The organism is Pseudoxanthomonas sacheonensis (assembly GCF_031455975.1).
Classification (GTDB): Bacteria; Pseudomonadota; Gammaproteobacteria; order Xanthomonadales; family Xanthomonadaceae; genus Pseudoxanthomonas_A; species Pseudoxanthomonas_A sacheonensis_A.
This window is the reverse complement of sequence record NZ_JAVDTT010000001.1, coordinates 1,104,455-1,123,594: the sequence shown is the minus strand read 5'-3', so window position 1 is coordinate 1,123,594 and position 19,140 is coordinate 1,104,455. Positions and strand designations below refer to the sequence as shown.

14 protein-coding genes are annotated in these 19,140 nt (G+C 62.6%); 8 read left to right on the top strand and 6 right to left on the bottom strand.

Translation table 11 applies throughout. From position 1 onward, the window contains the following. Positions 1-5: 5 nt before the first annotated feature. The 3 genes from J2W94_RS05080 to glk form a co-directional block, all read right to left on the bottom strand. A complete protein-coding gene (locus J2W94_RS05080; RefSeq protein WP_430540542.1) occupies positions 6-2,417 on the bottom strand; it encodes a beta-N-acetylhexosaminidase in 2,412 nt (803 codons plus the stop codon). A 377-nt stretch (positions 2,418-2,794) separates the two neighbouring features. Beyond that, positions 2,795-5,371 (bottom strand): TonB-dependent receptor, encoded by a 2,577-nt coding sequence (locus J2W94_RS05075; protein WP_310090758.1) that lies wholly within the window; start codon positions 5,369-5,371, stop codon positions 2,795-2,797. A 158-nt stretch (positions 5,372-5,529) separates the two neighbouring features. After that, entirely contained in the window at positions 5,530-6,534 is a 1,005-nt protein-coding gene (gene glk, locus J2W94_RS05070) for a glucokinase (protein ID WP_310090756.1), read from the bottom strand. Between the two features lie 306 nt (positions 6,535-6,840). On the opposite strand from glk, the gene J2W94_RS05065 reads away from it, so the two are divergent. Beyond that, complete coding sequence (locus J2W94_RS05065) at positions 6,841-7,923, top strand: LacI family DNA-binding transcriptional regulator (RefSeq protein WP_310090754.1); 1,083 nt, start codon at positions 6,841-6,843, stop codon at positions 7,921-7,923. Between the two features lie 150 nt (positions 7,924-8,073). Here the strand turns inward: J2W94_RS05065 and J2W94_RS05060 are convergent, their stop codons facing one another. Next, positions 8,074-9,309 (bottom strand): AGE family epimerase/isomerase, encoded by a 1,236-nt coding sequence (locus J2W94_RS05060; RefSeq protein ID WP_310090751.1) that lies wholly within the window; start codon positions 9,307-9,309, stop codon positions 8,074-8,076. A gap of 502 nt (positions 9,310-9,811) precedes the next feature. Between J2W94_RS05060 and J2W94_RS05055 the strand changes: the two genes are divergently transcribed. The 7 genes from J2W94_RS05055 (at position 9,812) to J2W94_RS05025 (ending at position 17,379) form a co-directional block, all read left to right on the top strand. Then, on the top strand, positions 9,812-10,831 hold the full coding sequence (locus tag J2W94_RS05055) for an aldo/keto reductase (protein WP_310090750.1): 1,020 nt from the start codon (positions 9,812-9,814) through the stop codon (positions 10,829-10,831). Next, entirely contained in the window at positions 10,828-11,667 is an 840-nt protein-coding gene (locus J2W94_RS05050; protein ID WP_310090748.1) for an amidohydrolase family protein, read from the top strand. The genes J2W94_RS05055 and J2W94_RS05050 overlap by 4 nt, the downstream gene beginning before the upstream one ends. 67 nt (positions 11,668-11,734) lie before the next feature. Next, positions 11,735-12,481, top strand: coding sequence for an SDR family oxidoreductase (locus J2W94_RS05045; protein ID WP_310090746.1), 747 nt, complete (start codon positions 11,735-11,737; stop codon positions 12,479-12,481). Between the two features lie 27 nt (positions 12,482-12,508). Then, a complete protein-coding gene (locus tag J2W94_RS05040; RefSeq protein ID WP_310090744.1) occupies positions 12,509-13,360 on the top strand; it encodes a fumarylacetoacetate hydrolase family protein in 852 nt (283 codons plus the stop codon). Between the two features lie 53 nt (positions 13,361-13,413). Further along, positions 13,414-14,754, top strand: coding sequence for an L-fuconate dehydratase (locus tag J2W94_RS05035; RefSeq protein WP_310090742.1), 1,341 nt, complete (start codon positions 13,414-13,416; stop codon positions 14,752-14,754). Between the two features lie 75 nt (positions 14,755-14,829). Continuing rightward, positions 14,830-16,176 carry an alpha-L-fucosidase gene (locus tag J2W94_RS05030; RefSeq protein WP_310090740.1) on the top strand — a complete coding sequence of 449 codons (1,347 nt, stop codon included), beginning with the start codon at positions 14,830-14,832 and terminating at the stop codon, positions 16,174-16,176. Between the two features lie 63 nt (positions 16,177-16,239). Further along, positions 16,240-17,379: an L-lactate dehydrogenase gene (locus J2W94_RS05025; protein WP_310090738.1), complete on the top strand. Its 1,140-nt coding sequence runs from the start codon at positions 16,240-16,242 to the stop codon at positions 17,377-17,379. A 37-nt stretch (positions 17,380-17,416) separates the two neighbouring features. Here the strand turns inward: J2W94_RS05025 and J2W94_RS05020 are convergent, their stop codons facing one another. Further along, positions 17,417-17,806 (bottom strand): L-rhamnose mutarotase, encoded by a 390-nt coding sequence (locus J2W94_RS05020; RefSeq protein WP_310090736.1) that lies wholly within the window; start codon positions 17,804-17,806, stop codon positions 17,417-17,419. Between the two features lie 3 nt (positions 17,807-17,809). Continuing rightward, positions 17,810-19,120, bottom strand: a complete 1,311-nt coding sequence (gene fucP / locus J2W94_RS05015; RefSeq protein WP_310090733.1) for an L-fucose:H+ symporter permease — start codon at positions 19,118-19,120, stop codon at positions 17,810-17,812. Positions 19,121-19,140: the final 20 nt, after the last annotated feature.

The following is a 19,140-nucleotide window of genomic DNA, read 5'->3' as shown; positions in this document are numbered from 1 at the left end:
GTGAATCAGCGCTTGGGTGGCGACTGCGCGGTGGCCTCGATCAGGTGGACGGCCCCGATCGCGTACAGCGGACCTTCGATGGGCGCAGTGAAGCGCAGGCACAGATCATGGACGCCTTCGCGTGGCGGCAGTGGCGCTTCCAGAGTGAATTGTTCGCCCAAAGTGGCGCCGGCCGGCAGCGCCACTTTGGCCAGGATCTCGCCGTCGCAACCGCTCAACACTTCCAGTTCTCCCTGCGGTGAGCTCGGAGGATACTGATGCACCTTGGACTGATCGTGCGCCAGCCCATAATTGCGCGCCAGGCGCACGGCGTCGACGCGGATTCCTGTAATACCGTCCAACCGCGCCTGCGGGTAGGTCCAGCAGGCGTAGAACAGGTCGACGTTGTACACCGGCGTGTCGGTGCCCGGCATGTCCGGCAACAGCGGTACGCGCAGGCCCAGCGGACCTCCGTCGTGGCAGTTGCGCAGGCCCTGGGTGTCGACGCTCAGCAGCGCGTCACGGTCGAGATGGCGGCTACGCGCAGCGGCCAGCGGCTGTCCATCCTCGGTGAATACCGCGGCTTTGACCGTCACCGGCAGCGTGACCGCGAACGGCGCGCCGTAGCGCGAGGATTTCAGGGTCGGCTCGCTGCCGTCGATGGTGTAGCGGATCTGGCCGATGCCGGTCTGATTGCCCAACGCGATCTTGGTCGGGCCGCCGTTCAATACCGTGTTAGTCGATACCTTGTTAGAGCTGCCGTCGATCTTGATATCGGCGGCGAAGGCGCCGTCGCTGTAGTCGATGCCCAGCGCGCGATAGCGCTGCAGCTGTGCCGGCAAGCGCGCGAGGAAACCGTCCCAACTACGCGCGGCCATCGGCGACCAAGCCACCTCGGCCACTGCGGCTAGGCGCGGGAACAGCGCGTGGTCGACGTGGCGGGACGAAGGAATGTATTCGCTCCACAACGCGCCCTGCGCGCCGAGCACGTGCCGGGCCTGGTCAGCGGTCAACCCCGCCGGTACCGGATCCAGTTCGTACACACGCGACAGCGGCAGCATCGCCAGGCGGCCGTTGGGCTCGTCGCTGCGATCGGTCTGCAGATTGTCGAGATACATCCAGCCGGCCGGCGCCAGCACCACGTCATGGCCGAGTTTGGCGGCGGCTACGGCGCCTTCCACACCGCGCCAGGACATCACCGAGGCGCTTTCCGGCAGGCCGCCTTCCAGGATCTCGTCCCAACCGATCAGACGCCGGCCCTTGCTGGTCAGGTACTTCGCCAGTTGCGCATTGAACCAACCCTGCATCGCATGCGCGTCCTTCACTCCGAGCTGTCGCATCTGCGCACGGACCGCCGGCGACGTTTCCCACTGATCCTTAACCGCTTCGTCGCCGCCGATGTGGATGTATGGCGAGGGGAACAGCTCCAGCACTTCGTCGAGCACGCCTTCGATGAACTTCATGCTGCGTTCGTCGGTGTCGAACAGGTAGGGATTGACGCCCCAATCCACTGCCACCGCTGGGCGTTCGCCGGTCACGCCGACCTCTTCCGGATAGGCCGCCACCGCCGCCTGTGCATGGCCGGGCATGTCGATCTCGGGCAGGATGGTGATGTGGCGCTCGGCGGCATAGGCCACCAGGTCGCGGATCTGTTCCTGCGTGTAAAAGCCACCATAGCGCTGCGGCGTACCGTGGCGGCCCGCGCCCGGTGGTGTGCGCCAGGCGCCGATCTCGGTGAGCTTCGGATAGCGCTTGATTTCGATGCGCCAGCCCTGGTCGTCGGTAAGGTGCAGGTGCAGCACGTTGAGCTTGTGCTGGGCCATCGCGTCGATCACGTGTTTGACCGTGTCCACGTCGTGGAAGTGGCGGGCCACGTCGAGTAACTGGCCGCGCCAGCCGAAACGCGGCCAATCGCGGATCGTCACCGCCGGTATTTCGAAAGCACCGTGCTTGGCATCGGCGCTCGCCAGTTGCCATGCGCTGATCGCACCGTAGAACAGGCCAGCAGCGTCGCGCGCGCGAATGCGCAGACCCTGCGCGTCCACATCCAACGCATATCCCTCGGCCTGGGCAACCGGCGATTTAGAGTCCAGTTGCAAGCGGATGCTGGCAGGCGAGGATACAGGTTCCTCACGCACGCTCAGGTCCAAGCCGCGCGCATCGCGCAGCAACTCGACTAAATGGTTGGCCGCGTCGCGCGCCGGAACATCGCCTGGCGGGACAGAAACGACAGTCTTGGCAGTGATCTGCAAGCGACCCTCGCCACGCTCGACTTGGGCCGGTGCGGGAATCAGCGGCAGCACTTCGGTGCGCGCGGCGGCGGTGACCGGAGCTGTGCGCTCAGCGCAGCCGGACAGCGAGAGGCCGGCGGCCAGCAGCAGGGAGAATGCGCGCATCAGCGTGCCGGTGCGTACGAAACGGACGGATGTGGTGATCATGCGGTCGCCTTCTTCATCGTTCTTGTCGAGGCCGGTCGCCTGGCAGCGATCCGCGCTGGCATCGGTCTCGCGCGCCAGGCGCTCGCGTTGGTGACGGTGGCCATGTATGCCGGAGGAACAATAACGTGGTCGTGGTCTGCGCAGCAGACGACTCTGTCACGGCGGAGAGAAAAGAGGGGAGTGCGTGCGGCCGGCGGTGCCGGCGTTCGGCGTGCGGCTCCAGCGTGGCGGCGGAATGGAGCTGCGTGGCAGCGGCTTTCGGGCGTCATGGGGAACGGCACTCCTTGCGAAAAAAGTTGCGGGGCCGCTGCCGCGGCCCTGCAAAAAAAGGGCAGGCCATCGTGGAGGGAACGATGGCCCGCCCATACCACACCACCTTAGAACTTATAGGTGAAGGCCAACTGGTAGTTGCGTCCGCTCTTGTATACGCCGAGCGGGGTGCGCTTCTGGGTGTCGTACCAGTAGTAGGTTTCGTCGAGCAGATTGGTGGCGCTGAAGGTGACGCCGAACATATCGTTGATCTGATAGCCGGCGATCAGGTCGAGTTGCTTGTACGCATCGGCGAACACGGTGGATTGCTGGCGCCCGATCTGATTGAAGTACTCCGAGCGATAGCTGTAGTTGACGCGTACGTTGAACGGACCTTTTTCGAAGTAAGGGGTCAGCGTATAGGCGTTCTTCGAGACATACGGCAAGAACAGATCGGTACTGCTGCTGGTGTCGGTATAAGTGTAGTTGGCGTTGATGCCAAAGCCGTTTTCGAACGCCTGCTGGTAGTTCAGCGACAGACCAGTAGCCGTGGCATCAGCAACGTTGATCGGGCGGCTGATGGAATAGACGCCGGATACACCCGAGATCGGATTGGTCAGCTGTTGCTCGGTGGTGTTGGTCACGACGTAGTTGGTGATATCGCGCCGGAACAACTCGGCCGCCAGCATGCTGCTCGGGGCGAAGTACCATTCGAACGACACGCCGTAGTTGTTGGCCTCGTAGGGTTTCAGATCTACGTTGCCGCCGCCGCCGGTGAAGTTCTGGTCGTTGAGGTCCAGCGTTCCGGCCAACTGACCATAACGCGGACGGGCGATCACCTTGGCGGCGGAGAAGCGCGCCACCATATCGTCGTTGAGCTCGTAGGCCAGATTGAAGTTGGGCAGCGGCTTGTAGTAGCTGCGGTTGGCCAGTGCTTGATCGTAACCGCCCGAGCCGTTGCTGACCCAGTACAGCGACTTGTCGGAGGTGTCGACATAGCGCACGCCCAGGTTGCCGCGCCACTTGCCCGACTCGAAGTTGGCCTGTGCGTAGAACGCGTTGGTGATTTCCTTGACCGCGAAAGACGGGCCGTAGTTGTAGTTGTACGGGCCTCGCGGCGTCAGCGTATTGAAATAGGCGATGGCTGCGCCCAGATCGGCCGTCGTCCAATCCGTCAAGTCTCCGCTGGCTCCCAGGCCGTCGTACAGTCCGCCCGGCGACATGCCGCCCATGATTTCGGTCAGGTTCAAGGCCGTGACCACGTCCACCGCATTGCCGCGCGAAGACACGCTGTTGTCGTGGTTGGTGTACTTGTAGCCCATCTGGATCTTGTTGATCGGACCCCATTCCACATCGTGCTCGGCGTCGAACTGGAAGTAGCGTTCCTTGTCGCGGCTGGTTTCGTAGTATTGGCCGCCGTACTGCTGGCCCGGGGCGAGGCCCCAGTTGGACGCGTCGTTGTTGTCGTAGTTCACGATGGTGTGGTTGGCGTCGTACTCGAAGTCGAATCCGCCGCTGAGCAGCAGGGTCTTCATCAAATACTCGGGATCCTTGCCGCCCTTGGCGCTGGTGGTGCCCGCCTGGGTGGTGAACACCCAGTTGTCGCCATAGTAGTCGTGACGCAGGTTCAGGCTATTGGTCTCGACCTGGCTCTTGCGCAGGTTGAAATCGTGCTGCGCATAGGCGTCGCCGTCGACGTCGGCGGCGACCACGTAGCCATCCTGGATGGTGGCGCTGGTGATCTGGCTCAGGCTGCAGGCCGGGCAGACATAGCGCGCCTGGCTAAAGTTGTCGTACTTGCCCTTGACGTAGAGGCCGGTCAGGTTGAACTCGTTGCGGTCATTGGGCTTCCACTGCAGCGCCGCCTGCAGACCGTCACGCTTACGGTCCTGCTGGAAGTAGGAGCTGCTGATGCCGACCGGCAGCTTGGCCGCGGCCGGGTCGCCTTCGCCGGTGATCGTGGCGGTGGCGGGCAAGCCGGTGACGTAGCCCCAATACTCGATGCCGGCGCGTGAAATGCTCTGCTCATCGTGCGTGCCCGTGACCAGGAAACCGAAGTCCTCGGCATCGTTCTTCCAGCTCCACAGCAACGAGCCACGCGGGTTGCCGTCTTCCGAGCGGTCGTTGTAGTTGTAGCCGAGCGAACCGCGGATGGTGTTCTTGGGCAGGTCCAGCGGCTTGCGGGTGTGCACGATCACGGTGCCGCCGATCGAACCTTCGTCGATGCGCGCTTCCGGGGTCTTGTACACCTCCATCAGGCCGATGATTTCCGGCGAGAGCAAGGTGTAGTTGAAGGTGCGGCCGCTGGTGTCGGTGGGATTGCCGCCCCAGTCGCCGGAAGCGATGGTCTGGCCGTTGATCAGCACCCGGTTCAGCGCCGGGTCGGTGCCGTTGATGCTGACCTTCTCGCCTTCGCCGAACTGGCGGTCGACGGTGATGCCGGGCAGGTGCGACAGCGATTCGGCGGCGTTGGTGTCGGGGAACTTGCCGATGTCTTCCGCGCTGATCGCGTCGACGATGGAATTGGCCGAGCGTTTGACCGCCTGGCTCTTTTCCAGAGAGAGGCGGTAGCCGGTAACGGTGACGGTGTCTAACTGCGTGGCCTGCTCATTGGAACTGGGCGCCTGGCTGGCTTCTTGCGCATGGGCGCTGAACGCTATGCTGGCGACGATGGCTGCCGATAGTGCTGACTTGCGGTACTTCATGCCACTCTCCCGATCAGTCTGTTGGTTGCTGCGGTGGTTGTTCTGTTGCCTAGTTGGTTGTGTTGTTGCCGAGCTGTTGTTGCTCCATGGATTTCCACCCCGGACGCCGTATACGTCCACTCCGTGTCTTTGATCGCGGTTGCGAAAGTTCGTGTTCTCTAGTTCAGATACCAATGTGCTGCGCCGACCACGCCAAGCTGTCCGTGCTCGACCAGACGCACGGGAATGCGCTCCAGCGCTGGGCGCATCGGTCCCTTGTTGAGGTAGCGCGCGACAAAGTCGCTATTCGGAAGGAAGTCGCGGATCTGCGGCAAAATGCCGCCGGCCAGGCGGATGCCGCCCTGCACGCCGTAGGTCAGCGCCATGTCGCCGACCACGCTGCCAAGGAAACCGCAGAAAACTTCGAGGGTTTCGCGCGCCAGCACGTCATCGCCGGTCTGCGCCGCCGCGGTGATCTGGCTTGGTTTTGACAATACGGGTTTCGCGCCGCGCAGCACCGCCAGCGCGTTGTACAAGTTGAGGATGCCGGGACCGGACAGCACATGTTCGATCGTCACGTGCGCATGCTGTTTCAATAGTTGCGCCAGCAGCGCCAGTTCGAGTTCGTTGTTGGCCGCCAGCGAGGCCTGGCCGGCCTCGGTGGCCAACACGAAGGGACGATCGCTGCGGGGAATCCACACCGCCGCGCCGAGGCCGGTGCCCGGGCCCAGCACCAGCATCGGGCCGTTGACCGTGGACTCGTACGGTCCGGTGATATGGGTGGTTTCCAAGGTGGGGAGGGCGGCGGCGGCGTAGGCCACGGCCTCGAAGTCGTTGACCAGGCGTAGGTCGGCGAAGCCGAGGTGCTCGCGGGTTTCCCGAATCGACAGCGGCCACGGCAGATTGGTGGTGATGACCGTGCCGTCGTCCAGTGCGTAGCCGGCGCTGGCGACCACCCCACGATCCACGCCGCGGCCGTCGTGCGTGGCGAGGAACTCGATGATGAAGTCGACGAGCGACGTGTAGTCGGTGCAGTCGTACTTGTGGAAGGCCAGCACCTCGATCGGCTGCCCGGCGGAAGCTCCGGCACGCACCAGAGCCAGGCGAGCGTGGGTGCCGCCGACATCTGCAGCGAGGAAGGGCATGCCCTTCGCCAGTGAACTCGTTGTGGCTCGATCGATCATTGCGAACACACTTCTCTCATGCCCCCGTATCCGCCCATGGCACCCGGCAAGGTGCCCCTGTGATCCGAGTTTGGATCGATCTAAACAACGATGTCAATGACCTGTCATCGGTTTCTGTTAAAGACGTCTTATAAGAAGCAGAAACGCCTGTTCATATATGCAAAGTCCTGGATTACTTGCAAATTTGTTGATATTTTGCCGTATTAGAACGTTCTAATGCGCCAAACTTCTGGGGCAAGGCGGGCACCAAAAGGCGGTCGTTGAGGTCCTGGAGGGGATGCCGGAGCGGGCGCAATCGAGGAACGTATGACAACGCAAGCCATCACGCGCAGATCCACCATTAAGGACGTCGCCGAACGCGCCAAGGTCTCGTTGAAGACCGTGTCCCGGGTGATCAACAACGAGCCTTCTGTGACGCAGGGCACGCGCGCACGGGTAACCCAGGCGATCACCGAGCTCGACTACGAACCCGATCCGTCCGCCCGCAATCTGCGCAATGGTTTGTCGTTCGTGATCGGCTTGGTCTACGACAATCCCAACCCGTACCACATCATCGCGGTACAGAAGGGCGTGCTCGCCGCTTGCCGCGAGACCGGCTACGGCTTGCAGATCCAGCCAGTGGATTCGACGTCGCCGCTGCTGGCCGACGAACTGGTCGACTTCGTGCAGCGCTCTCGCTTGGCCGGACTGGTGCTGACCGCACCCATGTCCGAACGCAAGGATCTGATCGATACGTTGGCCGCGCGTGGCATCGCGCTGGTACGCATCATCGCCGCGACCGAAGACCCGAACGACGGCCTGCCGTGCGTCTACGTCGATGACCGCAACGCCGCCTACGAGATCACCGAGCACCTGATCCAGCTCGGCCACCAGCGCATCGGTTTTCTGTGGGGCGGTCCGCAACACCGTTCCAGCGGCGAGCGCTACACGGGCTACGAACAGGCGTTGAAGGATTACGGCATCACCGTCGACGAGCAGTTGGCGGTGCCCGGCGATTACACCTTCGACGACGGCTTCCGTGGTGCGCGGTGCCTGCTCGCCCTGCAAGAACCGCCGACCGCGATCTTCGGCAGCAACGACGAGATCGCCGCTGGCGTGCTGGCGGCGGCGAAATCCGCCGGCATCGACGTGCCCTACGAACTTTCCATCGCCGGTTTCGAGGACAGCCCGTTCTCGCGCCAGTCGTGGCCGCCGCTGACCACCGCCAAGCAAGCCACCGAGAGCATCGCCAAGCAGGCTGCGCGCCTGCTGATCGGCGGCCTGCGCCAGCACGCCCACGCCGACAAGCCGACGCCGCTGCGCAATCAGGGCTTCGTGCCGCAACTGGTGGTGCGCGGATCTACCGCGCCGCTGCGTCTGCGCCCGCCTGCTATCCCGGACAACCTTTAACCGACACTACGCTCAACGAAATACGAGGGCGTCATCCCAGCGAAAGCTGGGATCCATTTTGATCTTGCTTCTAGCGCAAAGCTCCAAAGTCAAGATGGATCCCAGCTTTCGCTGGGATGACGATTCCGGCTTGGGTACACCTTGTCCGGCTCAGACCGACGATTGACGCAGTACCTGCAACACGTCGTAGCACGCTCCCATCGTGTGGTAATCGGTCTTGCCGGCGGGACTCTTCTCGTTGCTGTACTTGCGGTTGTCGCGATCCAGGATGCGGTACCAGGCCCCGTGTTGGTGATCGACAAAATGCCGCCACGAGTAGTCCCACAGTTTGTCGTACCAGTCCCAGTAACCGCTGTCGCCGCTGCGTACCGCCAGGCGCGCCGCTGCCGCGATCGACTCGGCCTGCACCCAGAAATACTTGTCGTCGTCGCAAACGCTTCCGTCCGGTGCGAAGCCGTAGCAGAGCCCGCCGGATTCGTCGTCCCAGGCCCGTGCCACCGCGGTATCGAACAGGTGCCGTGCGGTCGGTAGCGGCCAAGCCTCCGCAGTGCCGCGCGCTTGCAGATGACCGTCGAGGATCACCAGCAGCTTCGCCCATTCGGTCAGATGGCCCGGCTGGAAACCCCAGGGACGGAAAAGGTGCTTGGGGTCGTCGCGGTGGTAATCCCAGTCGACGTTCCAATCGCGATCGTAGTGTTCCCATACCAGGCCGCCGGCTTTCGCCGCCTGGCGTCGGGTTATGTGGTCGGCTAGCGTAAGCGCGCGATCGAGGTAGCGGGGCTCGTCACTGGCCTCGTAAGCCGCCAGCATCGCCTCGCACATGTGCATGTTGGCGTTCTGGCCGCGGTAATCGCTGAAGCGCCAATCGGCGTCGGCTTCGTCGCGATACAACCCGGCGGCCGCATCCCAATAGCGCGATTCGAGCAGCTCCCAGGTTTCGTCCATCCACGGCGCCACTTCATCGATGCCGGCCTTGCGCGCGGTCGCGTAAGCCAGCAGCACGAACGCGACGCCATAAGCATGATTGGTGCGGTCTTCGGCGAGGCCGTCGCGGATCGTCCAGACATAGCCGCCGTTGCGCGGATCGAGATGTACTTCGCGAAGGTAACGCAGACCATGGCGCGCGGCGTCGAGGTATTCCTGCCGCAAGGCTGCATCGCTGCCGAACTCGCGTGCCGCCATCGCGTAGTTGAAGACAAAACGCGTACTGCTGACCAGGTGCCGGTGGGTGGCGTCGTAGACCGTGCCATCGTCGCGGAAATAATGGAAGAAGCCGCCGCTCGGGTCGATCACGCGCGGATGGTAGAACGCCATCGTGTCGGCGATGTGCGCACGCAGGAAATCCTCGGTGCGGAAATCCTGCTTGCCGGAAAGATCGGGACTCATAAGTTCTGCTCGCAATAGGTGGTTGGCGTTGGCAAGGCCGCGAGGGCTGGAGATGTGGGTTGTCGTTCAGTGGTCTGCATACTCATGGTGTTCGCTGGCCGCTGTCGATGATGGGAGGACCTGTCTGATCTTTTGCCGACTTCGCAGGCCCGGAGCTATCTAAGTGACAGCCGCATAGGGTCGAGCCCTGTTACTTCTGTGAGGGTGCATGAGAGTCTCTCGTTAGCCCAACCAAGTCGTTAAGAGAAAATAATGTCTATGAATATCAATTAGTTGAATTCAAATCGTCGATGCGCGACACATTGCGACTTGTATTGTTCAAATATGATATGCATATTCGCATATAAAATCATGGCGTCGGTAGCATAGTGGAGCCCTCTGCCCAAGCTGCCGCCGCCATGGTTTCCAACTCCCTGGGAGGGGACGCCATGTATAGCCCCCTGGTCCGTCACCAGAAACGCTTGCCGCTGCAGCTGCGATTCGCCGAAGAGTGAAGCGAACAATGTCCGCAGCCACCGAAATCGCTGAACGCCGCTTGGGCGCCACCGATGTGCGCCTGCCGGTACTGGGCTTCGGCGCGGCGCCTATCGGCAACCTGTACACCGAAGTGACCGACGATGAGGCGATGCGGGCGATAGGCGCCGCGCTTGAGAAGGGCATCTGTTATTTCGATACCGCGCCGTACTACGGCTATGGCCTGAGCGAATCGCGCTTGGGTCGGGGGCTGAAGGGCGTGCGCCGCGACAGCGTCCATATCTCCACCAAGGTGGGGCGGCGAATCTACGAAGACGCCACCCGCGAGCCGGGCTGGGAAGGCTTCGCCGTCGCCGGCCGCAAAGCGGAGTTCGACTACAGCCGCGACGGTGTGATGCGCTCGTTCGAGTCCAGTCTGCAGCGCTTGGGAACCGATCGTGTCGATATCCTGCTGCTGCACGACATCGGTCGGCTTACCCATGGCGATAATCATCCGATCATGCTGCGGCAGGCGCTGGACGAAGCGCTACCGGCGATGGCGGAACTGAAATCCTCCGGCGCGTGCGGCGCGATCGGCATCGGCGTCAACGAAGAAGACATCGCCGTCGAACTGATGCCTTTGTTCCCGCTGGACTGCGTGATGCTGGCCGGCCGCTACACCTTGCTGGAACAGCACGCATCGCAACGGATCATGCAGGAAGCGCAGGCGCGGAACGTCGGCATCCTGGTCGCGGGTCCTTACAGCTCAGGGTTGATGGGCGATGCGCGGGCGCCGGGCAGCACCTACAACTACGCGCCGGTGGAGCCGAAAGTCCTGCAACGCGCCCAGCAGATCTACGCCATCTGCGCAGAACATGGCGTGGATGTGGGCGCTGCCGCTTTGCAGTTTCCGCTGGCCCATCCGGCGGTGATCAGCGTGGTGGCCGGAATGCGCAACGCGGATGAAGCGATGAGCGCGTCGCTGCGCTACCGCGCGGAACTGCCCGCAGAATTCTGGCAACAGCTGCGCGCCGAGGGATTGACCCAGGACTGGGCGAGAACGCCGTGAGGACCGTCGATTCGCATCTGCACTTCTGGCAGCTCTCGCGCGGCGACTATCTATGGCTGACGCCGGAGTTTTCCGCGCTGTACCGCGATTTTCTTCCGAGCGACATCGATGCGACTTTGAGGGCATGCCAGGTCGAGTCGGTGGTGGTGATCCAGGCAGCGGCGACCGAAGCCGAAACCCACTATCTCCTCGATCTCGCGCGCCAGCATCCTGTGATCGCAGGCGTAGTCGGATGGGCCGACTTCGAAGCCGACGATGCGTCGCAGCGGATAGCATCGCTGTGCCACGCCGCACAGGGTCGTTTGAAAGGATTGCGGCCGATGGTCCAGGATATTCCGGATACGCAATGGTTGCTGAGGCCGGCGCTGGATCCGGCGTTCAAAGCGTTGATAGACAACGATCTGTCGTTCGATGCCTTGGTCGCGCCTGTGCACTTGCCGGTACTTGCCGAGCGGCTGAGCCGTCACCCCCAACTGAGGGCGGTGCTCGACCACGCCGGGAAGCCGGATATCGCCGGTGAGGGGTTCGACGGCTGGGCGCAGCAGATTACGCGCCTGGCCGACGAAACCAACGTGCTGTGCAAATTATCCGGTCTGCTGTCCGAAGCGAGGCGCTCTGCGTCGGCGGCGGACATCGAACCTTACGTAGCGCATCTGTTCGCCAGTTTCGGAGCCGGACGAATCATGTGGGGCAGCGATTGGCCGGTACTGACCGCCACTGCCGGCTATCTGCACTGGTTCGAGATGGCCAAAGCGTTGGTTGGACGCCTGGCCGCAGGGCACCAGGAAGAGGTCTTCGCCAACAACGCCCAGCGCTTCTATCGCCTGGCGCGTTAATCGTACTTGTGAATTGCAGGAGAAAAACGATGTCTCAACTATCCAACGATCCTCAGGCGGTTGCGCGATGAGCGGCCGTCTGCGAGGAAAGCGCTGCCTGATTACCGCGGCCGGTGCCGGCATCGGCCGCGAAAGCGCGCTGGCCTGCGCGCGCGAAGGGGCGCTGGTGCTGGCCACCGATATCGACGCGCAAGCCTTGGCCTCGCTTGCGGCGGAGTCCGGATCTATCCAGACACAGGTATTGGATGTCACCCGTCCCGAGGATATCGACGCGTTCGTGTCCGCCCAGTGCGCTTTCGATGTGCTTTTCAACTGCGCCGGCTACGTGCATCAAGGCAGCATTCTCGATTGCGATCGGGACGCGTGGCGGCGCTCTTTCGCGATCAACGTGGACGCCATGTATTCGCTGTGCCGGGCGGTGTTGCCCGGCATGCTCGCGCAGGGCCGGGGAAGCATCATCAACATGTCCTCGGTCGCCTCGAGCATCAAAGGCGTGCCCAACCGATTCGCTTACTCCACCACCAAGGCGGCGGTGATCGGCTTGAGCAAGGCGATCGCGGCCGATTTCGTCACCCAGGGCGTGCGCTGCAATGCGATCTGTCCCGGAACCATCAAGACCCCGTCGCTTTCCGAGCGCGTCGCCGCGCTGGGCGGCGATCAGGAAGCCGTGTGGAAAAGCTTCATCGAGCGTCAACCGATGGGCCGGCTGGGCGATCCGAAGGAAATCGCGGCGCTGGTGGTCTACCTGGCATCCGACGAGTCCTCTTTCACCACCGGACAAACCCACATCATCGACGGCGGCTGGTCGAACTGACGACTGCAAGAGTAAGGAGATACTGCAATGAAATTACTGCGTTACGGACCGAGCGGAAGCGAACGCCCGGGATTGTTGGATGGCGAGGGGCGCATCCGCGACCTCAGCCATATCGTCGACGATATCGCCGGCGAGCATCTCAGTGCCGCCGGATTGGACGCGCTCCGTGCTCTGGACATCGCATCCTTGCCCTTGGTCGCCGAAAACGTACGGCTGGGCGCAGCGGTGGGACGGATCGGCAAGTTCATCTGCGTAGGCCTGAACTACGCCGACCATGCCGCCGAATCGGGGATGGCCGTGCCCGATCAGCCGGTACTGTTCATGAAAGCGACCAGCGCGATCATCGGACCCGAGGATGCGGTGGTGATTCCGCGCGATTCGCACAAGACCGATTGGGAAGTGGAGCTGGGCGTGGTGATCGGCGACAGGGCCCATGATGTGCCCATCGAAACCGCGTTGCAGCATGTGGCCGGTTACGCGGTCATCAACGATCTGTCCGAGCGCGAGTTCCAACTCGAGCATGGCGGGCAATGGGTCAAGGGCAAGAGCTGCGACACCTTCGGCCCGATCGGGCCCTGGCTGGTCACACGCGACGAAATTCCGGATCCGCAGAACCTGGCGTTGTGGCTGGAAGTGAACGGCCATCGTTACCAGAACGGCAATACCCGGACCATGGTGTTCACGGTCGCAAAGCTGGTGAGCTACATCAGCCGCTACATGACCCTCATGCCAGGCGATGTGATCAGTACGGGTACGCCGCCGGGTGTGGGTCTGGGCCAGAAGCCGCCGGTGTACCTCAAGCCGGGCGACGTCATGGAACTGGGTATCGAAGGTCTGGGCCAGCAGCGACAACAGACCGTCGCTTATGGAAAGCATTGATTCGGCCGCCGACAGCGGTATGGAAAAGCATTGAATAAGCTTGAGGAAAGGGTATGAGTAAATTCACCGCAATAGATACTTACGATGTCCGCTTTCCCACCTCGCGCGAACTGGACGGTTCCGATGCGATGAACCCGGACCCCGATTATTCGGCCGCCTATCTCATCTTGCGCACCGACGATCCCGATGGACTGGCCGGCTATGGGCTGGTCTTCACCATCGGGCGCGGCAATGACGTGCAGACCGCGGCGATCTCCGCTCTATCGCATCTGGTGCTGGGGCGGGACATGGATGCGGTGCTGGATGATCTGGGTTCGTTCGCCCGTACCTTGACCGACGATTCGCAATTGCGCTGGTTGGGACCGGAGAAGGGCGTGATGCACATGGCCATCGGCGGCGTCATCAACGCCGCCTGGGACATGGCCGCGCGTCGCGCGCGCAAGCCTTTGTGGCGTTTCATCGCCGACATGACGCCCGAAGAATTGGTGCGCATCATCGACTTCCGCTATCTCTCCGATGCGCTCACACCGGAGCAGGCGCTAGATCTGTTGCGCGCCGCCGAACCGGGCAAGGCGCAACGGATGGCGTCGTTGCTGCAGGACGGCTATCCCGCCTATACCACTTCGCCGGGCTGGCTCGGTTATTCGGACGAGAAGCTGATGCGGCTGGCCAGGGAGGCGGTGGAGGACGGCTTCCGCACCATCAAGCTCAAGGTCGGACTCAGCGTCGAGGACGATATCCGCCGTTGCCGTCTGGCGCGCGAAGCGATCGGCCCGGATATCGCCATGGCGGTGGACGCCAATCAGCGTTGGGATGTGGACCCGGCCATCGCCTGGATGAAAAAGCTGGCGCCGTTCGACATCGCCTGGATCGAAGAGCCGACCAGTCCGGACGACATCCTGGCGCATGCCGCCATCCGCCGCGGCATAGCGCCGGTGCCGGTTTCCACCGGCGAGCACACCCAGAACCGCATCGTCTTCAAGCAGTTGCTGCAGGCGCAGGCGGTGGATCTGATCCAGATAGACGCGGCACGCGTGGGCGGGGTCAATGAGAACCTGGCCATCCTGCTGCTCGCCGCCAAGTTCGGCGTGCGCGTGTTTCCGCATGCCGGCGGCGTGGGCCTATGCGAACTGGTCCAGCATCTGGCCATGGCGGATTTCATCGCCATCAGCGGCAGCAAGGAGGATCGCGCCATCGAATTCGTCGATCACCTGCACGAACACTTCGTCGATCCGGTACGCATCCATCATGGGCGTTACCTTGCGCCGGAGCAGCCAGGATTCTCCGCGGAAATGCATGCGCAGTCGGTGCAGCAGCATCTCTATCCGAGCGGCCCGGTATGGAGCCCTACGACGGCGGTCAACACCTCCGGCGCAGAGAAGGTCATGGCATAGTCGCAGCGATGGGCATCGCGCTTGCCGGATTGTCCGGTTCGTTTTCCTAATGCGGAAACTTCAGGTGAAGTGATCATGCGAAATCTGTTTCGGAAAGCATCGGCTGTGGCCTTCCTCATGCTTGCCTCTCTGGCGCATGCGCAAACCCAGCCGCATGTGCCGGCATATCGGCCGACGGAGTCGAACCTCGCGGCGCGGCGCTGGTTCCAGGACGCGAAATTCGGCATCTTCCTGCATTGGGGGCTCTATAGCGAACTCGGGGGCGTTGGAAGCAAAGGGTTGTCCGAGTGGATCATGTACGACTCGCGTATCCCCGCCAGCAAGTACGAGCGCCTGGCGACGTTCTTCAACCCAACGCAGTTCAATGCCGATGAATGGGTCGCAATGTTCAAGGCGGCCGGAGCGCACTACATCGTCATAACGGCGAAGCATCATGACGGCTTCGCCATGTTCGATAGCAAGGTTTCGCCGTATAACGTGGTCAAGTCGACGCCCTTCGCGCGAGACCCCATCGCGGAACTGGCGGCCGCCTGCCGACGACAGGGCATCAAGCTGTTTTTCTATTATTCACAGCTGGATTGGCATAGCGCCGACTATTATCCCCGCGGCCGTACCGGACAATTTTCGGGTCGGCCGGAGACGGGAGATTGGGACAAATATCTCGACTACCAGGATGCGCAACTGCGCGAACTGCTGACTCAGTACGGCACGATCGGAGGGATATGGTTCGATGGCTGGTGGGACCAGGAGCACACCCCGATGCAGAATCGCTGGCGCCTCGAACGTACTTATGCGCTTATCCATTCGCTTCAGCCCCAGGCTCTGATCGTCAACAACCATCACCAACCGCCCTTCCCGGGCGAGGACTACCAGACTTTCGAGCGCGATCTTCCCGGCGAGAACTCGATGGGGTTCAACAGGGGGCAAATCGGCTCACTGCCGCTTGAAATGTCGGAAACCATGAATGGCACCTGGGGTTTCAGCCTTACCGACGATCAATACAAAAGCGTGGAAACCCTGGTCCGAACCCTGGTGGGCGCCGCAGGACGAAACGCCAATTTCCTGTTGAATACCGGTCCCATGCCGAACGGGCAGCTGCAGCCAGAAAATGTCGCCACCTATGCCGAGATAGGTCGGTGGCTGAAGACCTATGGCGCCAGCATTTACGGCACGCGAGGCGGCCCGGTTTCTCCTCGCAACTGGGGAGTGACTACGCAGAAGGGAAATACGGTGTACGTTCACGTTCTTGACTGGACGGACGATCGCTTGTTCGTTCCGATCAAGCAGGGAATAAAAGACGCAACCTTGCTGCGCGATGGCAGCCGTGTCCGCTTCGGCAAGGTAGACGGCGGCATCGAACTGTTGGGGGTCGCGAAACCACAAGGGGTCTATGACGAAGTCGTCTCCCTTGAGCTGGAATGAGCGGGTGATCGGATCTCCAATTTATCGACGCTGGGGCTTGATGTCCCGCAAGCGAGTGTGAACATGGCCAGACCCGTTTCCGATCTGCGCGAAGCCGCGCGACGCCGCCTGCCGCGGCTGTTGTTCGACTACATCGACGGTGGCTCGTACGACGAGATCACCCTGCGACGCAATATCGACGACCTGAAAGCGATCGCCCTGCGTCAGCGGGTGATGACCGACATCTCCACGCTGTCGATGGAGACGAGTTTGTTCGGGCAGGCCATGGGCATGCCGCTGGCGCTGGCGCCGGTCGGCTTCGCCGGCATGTACGCGCGGCGCGGCGAAGTGCAGGCGGCGCGCGCGGCGCGTGCGGCCGGCGTGCCGTTCTGTCTTTCCACGCTGAGCATCTGCGGCTTGGAAGAGGTGGTCGAAGGCAGCGGTGGCCCGATTTGGTTCCAGCTCTATATGCTGCGCGACCGCGGCTTCTGCCGGAGCCTGATCGAACGCGCCAAGGCGGCCGGCAGTCCGGTGTTGTTGCTGACCGTGGATCTGCCGGTCGCCGGTGCGCGTTACCGCGACTTGCGCTCCGGCATGTCCGGACCTACCGGCATGAAGGGCACCTGCATGCGCGCCTGGCAAGGCGCGACCCACCCGCGCTGGCTGTGGGACGTGCAGTTGCATGGAGGGCCGCATCGTTTCGGCAATATTCCGCCGGAGGTGATCGGCGAGGGTGGGGTGGGCGCATTCGCAGGTTGGATCAAGGCCAACTTCGATCCTACCGTCACCTGGAAAGACCTCGATTGGGTGCGCAGCCATTGGAACGGCCCGATCGTGGTCAAAGGCCTGCTGGATCCCGCCGATGCGCGTGAAGCGCTGGCTGCAGGCGCCGACGGCATCGTGGTGTCCAACCACGGCGGCCGTCAGCTGGACGGTGTGCCGTCAGGCATAGCGGCTTTGCCGAGGATTCTGGATGAGGTGGGAGGACGCGTGCCGGTGCTGATGGACGGCGGCATCCGTTCGGGCCTGGATGTCCTGCGTGTGCTGGCTACAGGCGCGCAAGGCTGCCTGGTCGGCAAGGCCTGGGCTTACGCGCTGGGCGCGAGCGGCGGGCTGGGCGTGAACGAAATGCTGGCGACGTTCAAAGCCGAACTGGAAGTCGCCATGTCTTTGACCGGCTGCACGGACCTGAGCAAGGCCGGCCGCGAGTTGCTGGTGCTTTGATCGCCAACGGACCGAAGTGCTCGGACCGGCATTGCCGCTAGGATCCGGAGGGCGGGGCGGTGCTGCCATCGTCGGCGTTGCGCGATTGGGCTAGCGAAAAAATACGAACCATCGGTCGCCATTTCTCGCCGCCCGGCGCGGAACCGGGCAGCGGCTTCTGGAAGGTGGACATCAACGCTTCCCACGCCTGCACGCGCGGGTTCGCGTTATCTGCAGCCGCTTTCGCTTCGGCGGAATAGTCTTCGTCCACGTCCATGGTCAACACCAGCCGGTCGTCGACGCGGTAGATCTCCATATCGCGCACGCCTGCGGCAGCGATGGATTCGACGATCTCGGGCCAGATCGCCTCGGGGCTATGCCAGCGCTCGTATTCGGCGATCAGCGCCGGATCGTCGTGCAAGTCCAGGGCGTAGTAGAGCCGCGGCATCGCTCATGCTCTCCCAGCCACGGGCGCGGCTTGGGTGGCGGAGGCGGTGAACGCGAACCACAAGATCACCGCAAAGCACAGGGCTGGTACCGCCATCGCCCAATGTATGCCCGCCTGGTCCGAAACCGCGCCCATCAACGCAGTCAAGATGGCTCCGCCGATAATCGACATGACGATGAGCGAGGACCCCAGCTTGCGCTCGTCGTCGCCCAATCCTTCCAGGCCCAGCGCGAATATGGTCGGGAACATGACCGACATGAAAAGACTGCTGGCCACCAGCGCATAGACGCCAATCGAATGCGGCGTCGCCACCGCGATCGAACACAGCGCCAGATTGATCAGCGCGAATATTCCCAGCAGGCGGGCAGGGGGCAGATAGCGCAGTAGCGCCGTGCCTACGAACCGCCCGACCATGAACAGCACCAGGGAAACGGTGAGGTACACCGCGGCCGATTTTTCTGGCGTCCCTGGCAAACCGTCCTGGATGTATCGAATCAGGAAACTCCAGATGCCGACCTGCGCGCCTACGTAAAAGAATTGGGCCACGATGGCCAGCACGAAGCGCCGCTTGCGTAAAAGGCGGCCGAAAATTCCGTGACCCTGACCGGCGGGTTCGGCCGCGCTTGAGGTTGCGGGGAAGCGGGTCAGGGCGATCAGCAACGCCCACAGCACCACGATGCCGCCGATGACCAGGTAAGGCGTCTGCACGGCCGAAGATTCGGCCGCGTAGAAAGCCTGGCGCGCTGCAGGACTCATCGCCGCCAGATCGGTGGCCGTATGCTCGACGCCCGAGAAGATGAAGTGCTGTCCGATCAGAATGCCGGTGATCGAGCCCAAGGGGTTGAACGCCTGTGCCAGGTTCAAACGCCGTGCAGCGCCTTCGGCCGGACCCAGCACGGTGACCAGCGGATTGGCCGTGGTTTCCAGGAACGCCAGGCCGCTGGCGATCACGAACAGCGCCAGCAGGAAGAGGTTGTAGGTATGCGCTTGCGCCGCCGGATAGAACAGGAACGCGCCGGTGGCGTACAGCAGCAGCCCGAGAATGATGGCTGCCTTGTAGCTGTAGCGCCGCATGAACATGCCGGCGGGAATGGCGAACACGAAGTAGCCGAGATAGAACGCGCTCTGCACCAGGCCGGCCTGGAAATCGGAAAGCTCGAAGGCTTTCTTGAACTGCTTGATCAGGATGTCGTTGAGGTTGTTGGCCATTCCCCATAGGAAGAACAGGCTGACAATCAGCACCAGCGGCAGAATGGCGGTACGGACCAAGGAATTGGGCGTGGGCGCAACTGTGGTGGCGTCTTCGAAGTGCATGCCGCTTACCCCTCCCAAGG